Genomic DNA, 7,822 nt, shown 5'->3' with positions numbered 1-7,822 from the left:
TCGATGAAGGCACGCACTTCGTTGAGGTCCGGCCCCACCTGGTTGTCGGCGCGGTAGATGGAGTTGCGCAGCTTGAAAGACAGGTCCTTCGCCGCGCCGTCCTGCACCACGTATTTGAATTGGTTGAACAGCTCGCGCTCGGTGCCGTCGTTCTCGCCGCCGGCGACGATGTCGGTGCCGCGCACGTAAGCGACCTTGTAGGTCAGGCCCGGTACGCCGTAGCCGCCGAAGTCCAGCTCGTAGCTGGCTTGCCAGGACTGCTCGTCTTCCAGGTTGAAGTCGGAGAAGTAGGAGTTGGCCACGTAGATGGTGCTGCCGCCGTCGCCGAAGTCGTAGGCGTAGCCTGCATCACCGGTGTTGCGTTGGTGCGCGACGATGAAGGCGTGGGCGCCGATGCTGTATTTGGCCGCCAGGCTCCAGATCGTGTTCTTGTCGTCCTGGCCATCGCCGCCGAACGCCAGCGCGGCCTCGGAGCCGTCGTCGTATTTGGTGCGGTAGGCATTGAAGTCGAAGTTCAGCGCCTGCTCGTCGCTGAACGGGATGTTGTAGTTCAGGTTGGCGTAGTACTTCCTGAACATGTCCTCCACGTCGGAGTGGTACAGCGCCATGCTGAAATCGTCGGTGAAAGCGTAACTGCCGCCGACCACGTCGATGCTCTTCAGGTGGTTGGGGTCGCGCGCCGGGTCGCCCATGGGGCTGTCGCCGGTGAAGTGGCCCGCGTTTAACTCCAGACCCGTGATTTCCTTGCTGGTGAGCAGCGTGCCGGTGAAGGCCTGAGGTAGCAGGCGGCTGTCGTCATGGGCCAGCACGGGCAGGTTGGGGAACTGGTTGCCGTATTTCAGCACGGTGTTGGACGCGCGCAGCTTGAGCACGCCACCAGCTTCAGAGAGGTCATCGACCGGGTGACCGTCGCTGTCGGTGTCGAAGAAGGCGGTGTAATTGCGCCCACGGCCGCTGTCCAGCTTCACGCCGAGCAAGCCGTAGGCGTCGACGCCGAAACCAATGGTGCCCTGAGTGAAGCCTGACTCGAAGGTGCCGATGAAGCCCTGGCCCCAGACCTTGGCGTCGGCGGCGCCGTCCTTGAAATCACGGTTGAAGTAGGCGTTGCGCAGCAGCAGGGTAGCGTTGGCATCTTCGACGAAACCCTGGGATTCGGACTGCTCGCTGGCAAGGGCGGGCAGGCTGAAAGTGGCGGAAACCGCCAGCGCCAGGGCGCTCAGTTGAGTCGCTTGCATCGCAGTGCTCCTGATGGTGTTCGAGGCTGCCGACTTCTGGGACGGCTTGATTTGTGTCTAGCCGACGATCTGGCACCGCGCGTTTCGCGGCGACCAGCGGTTCAGAGCGGTCGCAGGCCCGGTCGAGGCGGTCAACGACTGTCGGGGCCACCGGTGAGTGCAGCGAGCACTGGAGCAGGAGCGAGAATTTCACGGCGGCGCGTCTGCGCCGCGGGTTCAGTGGTGGTCGGTGGCCAGTAGGAAATTGCCGGCCAGGGCGCGATCCGGTTCGCCGGAAAGGCTCGGTACTTCGGCCTCGTCCTTCAGGTTCACCCCGGACAGCTGGCGACGGCAGGCTTCGCGCATCAGGTAGAGCAGACGATGGGCCGCCATGCCGTAGCTGAGACCCTCCAGGCGCACGTTGGAAATGCAGTTGCGATAGGCATCGGTGAGGCCCACTTTCGGCGCCCAGGTGAAGTACAGGCCGAGGCTGTCGGGCGAGCTGAGACCGGGGCGTTCGCCGATCAGGATCACCACCATCTTCGCGCCGAGCAATTCGCCGATTTCATCGGCCACCGCCACGCGCCCTTGTTGCACCAGCACCACGGGCGAGAGCGACCAGCCTTCGGCCGTCGCCTGTTCTTCCATGCGTTCCAGGAAGGGCAGGCTGTGACGTTGAACGGCGAGGGCGGAGAGACCGTCAGCCACCACTACCGCGAGGTCGTAACCGTTGGGGTTGGCTCGGGCATGCTCTTGCAGTTTTTCCCGCGAGGCCACATCCAGGCGCCGACCGAGGTCAGGGCGTTGCAGGTAGGTGTCGCGGTCCGCTGCGGCGCTGTGCAGCAGCAGGGTGTCACGGCCGCGCTCGGCGAGCGAGGCACTGAGGCCCGCGTGGTCGAACGGCAGATGGACCGCGTCCCGCGCCTGGGCGTGGGCGTACTGAAAATTCAGCTGCGCGTGGGTGGGCAAGCTGATGCCGGCGCGACCCAGGGCGATGCGCGCCGGGGTGAGGCGGCGCAGCTCTTCCCAAGGGTTGGCGGTGTGGCCGGAGGTGGGGCGTGGAGTTTTCATACATCTCTCCTCGGAGTCAGGCCAGTCGTGCAATGGCCTGACGGAAGGCGGGCGGCAACTGGTCGCCGAGCATGACCCGGCCATCGCTCTGCACCAGGATTCCCATGCGTTCCAGCCAGGCCTCGAACTCCGGCGCCGGCTTCAGGCCCAGGCTCTGGCGGGCGTAGAGGGCGTCGTGGAAGGAGGTGGTCTGGTAGTTGAGCATCACGTCGTCGGAGCCGGGGATGCCCATGATGAAGTTGATGCCGGCGACGCCAAGCAGCGTCAGCAAGGTATCCATGTCGTCCTGATCGGCTTCGGCGTGGTTGGTGTAGCAGATGTCGCAGCCCATGGGCACGCCGAGCAGCTTGGCGCAGAAGTGGTCTTCCAGGCCGGCGCGGATGATCTGCTTGCCGTTGTAGAGGTATTCCGGGCCGATGAAGCCGACCACGGTGTTCACCAGGAACGGGTTGAAGTGCCGGGCAACCGCATAGGCGCGGGTTTCGCAGGTCTGCTGGTCGACGCCGTGGTGGGCGTTGGCCGACAGCGCGCTGCCCTGACCGGTCTCGAAGTACATCAGGTTGTTGCCGAGGGTGCCGCGCTTCTGCGACAGGCCGGCTTCGTAGCCTTCCTGGAGAATCTTCAGGCTGATGCCGAAGCTGGCGTTGGCCGCCTCGGTGCCGGCGATGGACTGGAACACCAGGTCCAGTGGCACGCCACGTTCGATGGCGGCGATGGAGGTGGTGACGTGGGTCAGCACGCAGGCCTGGGTCGGAATCTCGTAGCGCTGGATAATCGCATCGAGCATTTCCAGCATCGCGCAGATGGAGGAAATGCTGTCGGTGGCCGGGTTGATGCCAAGCATGGCGTCGCCGTTGCCGTAGAGCAGGCCATCGAGAATGCTCGCGGCGATGCCGGCAGGTTCGTCCGTGGGGTGGTTGGGTTGCAGGCGGGTGGAGAGCCGGCCGCGCAGACCCATGGTGTTGCGGAAGCGGGTGATCACGCGGATTTTCTGCGCCACCAGCACCAGGTCCTGCACGCGCATGATCTTCGACACGGCGGCTGCCATCTCCGGCGTCAGGCCCTTGGCCAGGGCGCGCAGGCTGGCTTCGTCTGCGTGCTCGCTGAGCAACCAGTCGCGGAAGCCGCCGACGGTGAGGTGGCTGACCGGGTCGAAGGCGGCGCGGTCGTGGCTGTCGATGATCAGCCGCGTGACTTCGTCTTCTTCGTAGGGAATCAGCGCCTCGTCGAGGAAGTGCTTCAGGGGAATGTCGGCCAGGGCCATCTGCGCGGCGACGCGTTCGCCGTCGCTGGTGGCGGCTACACCGGCCAGGTAGTCGCCGGAGCGCGCCGGGCTGGCCTTGGCCATGACTTCCTTGAGGCTGTCGAAACGCCAGGTTTCACCGCCGACGCTGTGGGAAAAACTGCTCACTTGAAGCTCTCCTTGGTGAGGCGCCCCAGCCTTCTTGCGCTGGGGCGCGAGAGGGTCAGGCGCGGTTCAGCAGGGCATCGGCCGGTGCATCGGCGCGATGGTGGGCGGTGAACTGGAAGTAGATATACCCCGCCGCCATGAAGCCAAGGAAGATGAATCCGATCAAGGTGTTGAACCAGGCCATCGCCAGCAGGCAGACCACGGCCAGCACCAGGGCGATGGCGGGCACCACCGGATAGCCCGGCGCGCGGAAGGTGCGCTCCAGGTTCGGTTCGCTGGCGCGCAGCTTGAACAGGCTGAGCATGCTGATGATGTACATCACGATGGCGCCGAACACGCTCATGGTGATCATCGCGGCGGTCAGGGTCATGCCCTGCAGGTTCACCAGGCCATCGCTGTAGATGGCGGCGATGCCCACCACGCCGCCGGCGATGATGGCGCGGTGCGGGGTCTGGAAGCGCGACAGCTTGGCCAGGCCACGGGGCAGGTAGCCGGCGCGGGCCAGAGCGAAGAACTGGCGGGAGTAGCCGAGGATGATGCCGTGGAAGCTGGCCACCAGGCCGAACAGGCCGATCCACACCAGCATGTGCATCCAGGTGGAGTCATTGCCGACCACGGCTTTCATGGCCTGGGGCAGCGGGTCGTTGATGTTCGACAGTTGGCGCCAGTCGCCCACGCCACCGGCCATGATCATCACGCCAATGGCCAGGAATACCAGGGTGAGGATGCCGGCGATGTAGGCGCGTGGGATGGTGCGTTTCGGGTCCTTGGCTTCCTCGGCCGCCATGGCCGCGCCCTCGATGGCGAGGAAGAACCAGATGGCGAAGGGGATGGCGGCGAAGATGCCGGAGAGGGCCTCGCCGCTGAACTCATTGGAGCCTGCCCAGCCATTGAGAACGAAGTTGGAGAAGCTGAAGCCCGGCGCCACCACACCCATGAACACCAGCAGCTCGGCCACGGCCAGCACGGTGACTACCAGCTCGAAGGTGGCGGCGATGCTGACGCCGAGGATATTCAGGGTCATGAAGATGACGTACGCGCCCACGGCTGCATGTTTTGGGTCCAGCTCCGGGTACTGCACGTTGAGGTAGGCACCGATGGCCATGGCGATGGCCGGCGGGGCGAAAACGAACTCGATCAGCGTGGCGATGCCGGCAATCAATCCGCCCTTCTCGCCGAAGGCGCGACGGCTGTAGGCGAAGGGCCCGCCCGCGTGGGGGATGGCGGTGGTCAGTTCGGTGAAGCTGAAGATGAAGCAGGTGTACATGGTGGCTACCAGCAGGGCGGTCACCAGGAAGCCGAGGGTGCCGGCCGTGCCCCAGCCGTAGCTCCAGCCGAAGTATTCACCGGAGATCACCAGGCCGACTGCGATGCCCCAGAGGTGCAGGGTGCCGAGCGTTGGTTTTAGTTGTGTTGTGCTCATCGGGACTCCTCGCCCCAAGGGGCGTCGTTGGTGGAAGACCAGGTCCGATCTTATCCAGCGACCCCGCGCAGGACTTGACCGTGGAACGCCATGTGCGGCCTGTGCGGTCAAGTTGTGTCCCTTTGTTACCCATCGCCCCACGGGCCCTGCTCCGGCTTGGAGCATGGAGCTGCGCAGTGCACGGATTTGGCCCGAAAATGCCCCTCTCGCAAGGGCTGTGGCCAATGCTTGGAAGGCACGGCTCGAGGGCATGGGTTTTGCTTGAACGTGTGATCAAAAAAAGACTTGGTAGTCCGTGATGAACCAGCCCCTGTTCTCCAGTACCAGCCTGCAGGCGAACATGACCAGCAACGTCGGTGTGCTGTCGGCTGCCGCCACTGGTCTCGACCGTTTCATCACGGATCAGGGCGGCGACCTCGACCGCATTTTCGGCCGCGCCGGCATCGACCCGGAACAGCTGCTGCACCCGACCCTGAGCCTGGCATTGCCCAACTATTGCCAGGTGCTGGAAGAGGCCGCGCGGCAGTCGGGTTGCGACAACTTCGGCTTGCGCTATGGCCAGCAGTTCCAGCCCCGCGCGTTGGGGCTGCTGGGCTATGTCGGGCTGAGCTCGGCGACCCTGGAAGACGCCCTGAAGAACTTTGCGGCGGCCTTCCCCTATCACCAGCACAGCACCCTGATCCGCCTGGTGGATTGCGGCGAGTGTTTCCGTTTCGACTACCAGGTTCGTCACGGCGCGATCCTCGACCGCCGCCAGGACGCCGAACTCACCATGGGCATGGCGCTCAACCTGATTCGCCATGCGCTGGGCCGCGACTGGTCCCCGCGCGCGGTGGCCTTCGAGCATGACCGACCAGAGGGCTGGCAGGAGCACAGCCAGGTCTTCGGCGCGCCGGTGCAGTTCGGCCGGCCATGTAATTTCCTGCTGGTGCCCAAGGGCGATGTGCAGGGCAAAGCGATGCCCGAGGCCGATCCCAATCTGCTGTTCCTGTTCCAGGACGTGATCCGTCGCCTGGGCGAGCAGGGCTGCGGGCCGAGCCTCCTGGAAGCGGCGGGCACGCAGATTCGTCTGGCCTTGAGCCTTGGCGAGCCCAGCCTGGAACAGATCGCCGAGCGCCTGGAGATGACCCCGGCTGGCCTGCAGCGTCGACTGCGCGACGAGAACCTCAGCTTCAGCCAACTGGTGGAGCAGACCCGCCGCGATTTGGCGCTGCATTACCTGCGTCAACGCCAGCGGCCGATCTCCGAGCTGGCACCCTTGCTCGGCTACTCCGAAACCAGCGCCTTCTCCCGCGCCTTCCGCCGCTGGTTTGGTGTGAGCCCGAGGCAGTGGCGGGGGGATGAGCGCTGAGGTCTGTGGGCGCGAATTCATTCGCGAATAAATTCGCTCCCACAAATGCGCATTCCACCAGGGCGGCGCGGTTTGGCTCCCCTCTCCCTCTGGGAGAGGGGTTGGGGGTGAAGTGGCCTAATGATTCTGGACACCCCGATAGGGCGTTAAGCTGCGCCCAAGCAAGAGGTGTTCATGAGCAGAAGATCATTCAGTCCGGAATTCAAACTCGAGGCCGCCAGCCTGGTGGTCGATCAAGGCTATTCCATACCGGCAGCCTGCAAGGCGATGGGGGTAGGCCCAACTGCCATGCGGCGCTGGGTCGAGCAATTGACCCTGGAGCGCCATGGCAAGACGCCGGAGCACAGCAAGGCCATGACGCCGGAGCAGCGGCGAATCCAGGAGCTGGAGGCCCAGGTGCGGCGGCTGGAGCGGGAGAAAGAGATCTTAAAAAAGGCTACCGCTCTCTTGATGTCAGACGCCCTCGATTAGTGCGCTTAGTCGAGTCATTGGGTGAGCACTATCCACGGGCAGAGCTTTGCCGGCTGTTCGGCATCAATCGCAGCAGTGTCTATGCCGCCGCTAAGTCAGCAGCTCGCGGTAATCAGCCGCACGCCAGGTTGCGACAGCGCTTGGTGGAGCTGCATGTCCAGAGTCGGCGTTCGGCAGGCGCCCGGACGCTCGCGGCGGCTTTGCGCCAGGAAGGCTGGGCAGTGGGTCGATTCCTGGCCGGCCGTCTGATGAAAGAGGCCCAGTTGTTCAGCTCGCAACGCCGTCGACACCGTTACCGCCCAACTGAGGGTGAGAGTGCCAAAGCGTCGAACGAACTGGACCGGCAATTCCGCACCCACGGCCCCAATCAGGTGTGGTGCGGTGACGTGACGTACATCTGGGCCGGCGGGCGCTGGATCTACTTGGCCGCGATCATGGACCTGTATGCGCGGCGGATTGTGGGTTGGGCAATGTCCGATCGTCCGGACTCGCAGCTTACCGGACGTGCTTTGCGCGTGGCCTATGAGGCTCGCGGTTGCCCCGCCGGCGTGCTGTTTCACTCCGACCAGGGCAGCCACTACAGCAGTCAGGAATTTCGACAATTGCTCTGGCGGCATCGAATCCGCCAGAGCATGAGTCGTCGCGGCAATTGCTGGGACAACGCCCCGATGGAGCGTTTCTTCCGGAGCCTCAAATCCGAATGGATACCGGCTTCGGGTTACGCCAGCCAAGCCGAAGCAGAGGCTGATGTACTGCGCTACCTGACCGACTACTACAACCACCGACGGCCACACAGCTACAACAGCTACCAGACACCGGCACAGCGCGAAGCGCTGGCTGGATAGACCTAAACCGGTGTCCAGTTTTACTTGACCACTTCA

General features: G+C 64.3%; 5 protein-coding genes and 1 pseudogene. 2 read left to right on the top strand and 4 right to left on the bottom strand.

Annotated features, from left to right (window positions below; translation table 11 throughout):
* The 4 genes from E8E91_RS23620 to eat form a co-directional block, all read right to left on the bottom strand.
* On the bottom strand, positions 1–1,235 hold a 1,235-nt coding region (locus tag E8E91_RS23620; protein WP_280379272.1), incomplete at its 3' end, for an OprD family porin.
* Between the two features lie 216 nt (positions 1,236–1,451).
* Positions 1,452–2,285, bottom strand: coding sequence for an ethanolamine ammonia-lyase subunit EutC (eutC, locus tag E8E91_RS23615; RefSeq protein ID WP_280379270.1), 834 nt, complete (start codon positions 2,283–2,285; stop codon positions 1,452–1,454).
* A 16-nt stretch (positions 2,286–2,301) separates the two neighbouring features.
* Entirely contained in the window at positions 2,302–3,696 is a 1,395-nt protein-coding gene (locus tag E8E91_RS23610) for an ethanolamine ammonia-lyase subunit EutB (RefSeq protein WP_179061033.1), read from the bottom strand.
* 55 nt (positions 3,697–3,751) lie between these two features.
* Complete coding sequence (gene eat, locus E8E91_RS23605) at positions 3,752–5,119, bottom strand: ethanolamine permease (protein WP_280379268.1); 1,368 nt, start codon at positions 5,117–5,119, stop codon at positions 3,752–3,754.
* A 298-nt stretch (positions 5,120–5,417) separates the two neighbouring features.
* On the opposite strand from eat, the gene E8E91_RS23600 reads away from it, so the two are divergent.
* Together E8E91_RS23600 and E8E91_RS23595 are read left to right on the top strand one after the other, a co-directional pair.
* Complete coding sequence (locus tag E8E91_RS23600; protein WP_280379265.1) at positions 5,418–6,470, top strand: AraC family transcriptional regulator; 1,053 nt, start codon at positions 5,418–5,420, stop codon at positions 6,468–6,470.
* Between the two features lie 168 nt (positions 6,471–6,638).
* A pseudogene (locus tag E8E91_RS23595) lies at positions 6,639–7,814 on the top strand (IS3 family transposase).
* The last annotated feature ends 8 nt before the right edge of the window (positions 7,815–7,822 follow it).

Origin of the sequence: Pseudomonas sp. BN515, assembly GCF_029873155.1 — a bacterium.
GTDB lineage: Bacteria > Pseudomonadota > Gammaproteobacteria > Pseudomonadales > Pseudomonadaceae > Metapseudomonas.
Note: the sequence above shows the minus strand (reverse complement) of the source record. Positions and strands in the feature narration are given on the sequence as shown.

Bases quoted from the DNA above. Each gene is read 5' to 3' on its own strand.
- eutC (WP_280379270.1), bottom strand. From the start codon at position 2,285: ATGAAAACTCCACGCCCCACCTCCGGCCACACCGCCAACCCTTGGGAA.
- eat (WP_280379268.1), bottom strand. From the start codon at position 5,119: ATGAGCACAACACAACTAAAACCAACGCTCGGCACCCTGCACCTCTGG.
- E8E91_RS23600 (WP_280379265.1), top strand. From the start codon at position 5,418: ATGAACCAGCCCCTGTTCTCCAGTACCAGCCTGCAGGCGAACATGACC.